Here is a 652-nt window from a genome sequence, read left to right on the forward strand (position 1 = left end):
TTAAACGACCACCTGCTAAAGCAGGTGGATTTGGACATAAATGTCGGCGACTAAAGTCGCTGCTCCAGGCTGAAGTCCTGCTCAAAGTCCTTAAGCTGAAGCATATTCTAAATATGACTGAACTCATTCTTCAATCTTGAATATGTCGTCTCCGCCTTCATTGAATTGATTGGCTATATAATTTCTTATTATCTCTTCCGTTACCGTTCCAACTGTAGCGCAAAAGTATCCCCTTGCCCACAAGTGTTGTCCCCAATATCTCTTCTTGAGTTCGGAAAATTCATCCTGTAATAATCTTGATGATCTCCCTTTTAGGTACTGCAAAATTTTACTTGGAGCTATACTTGGCGGACAAGATATTAACAAATGAATATGGTCTTTCCCAACACTCCCTTGCAAAATTGTAATCCCTCTCGCTTCACAACCTTGCCTAATCAATTCTCTTGCGCGTACTGCTATCTGCCCTCGTAATACTTTATATCTATACTTTGTCACCCATATAACGTGATATTTGATATCATATACCGCATGACCACTTTTTCGATATCCGTCCATACTTTCACCTCATAATTTAGTATGGACAAAAAAGATAGGGCTAAAAGCTGATACCGTCTAAAGACGGTGGAGTTAGACCACGCATTTGTAAGTTAAA

Annotated in this window: 1 protein-coding gene; it reads right to left on the reverse strand. The window is 39.6% G+C overall.

The window, feature by feature from the left end:
- Positions 1–123: 123 nt before the first annotated feature.
- Positions 124–555, reverse strand: coding sequence for an IS200/IS605 family transposase (gene tnpA, locus ACFQ4A_RS16375; RefSeq protein ID WP_382402495.1), 432 nt, complete (start codon positions 553–555; stop codon positions 124–126).
- Between the last annotated feature and the right edge of the window lie 97 nt (positions 556–652).

It is taken from the genome of Lentibacillus salinarum, from assembly GCF_042679865.1.
GTDB classification, from domain to species: Bacteria; Bacillota; Bacilli; order Bacillales; family Amphibacillaceae; genus Lentibacillus; species Lentibacillus salinarum.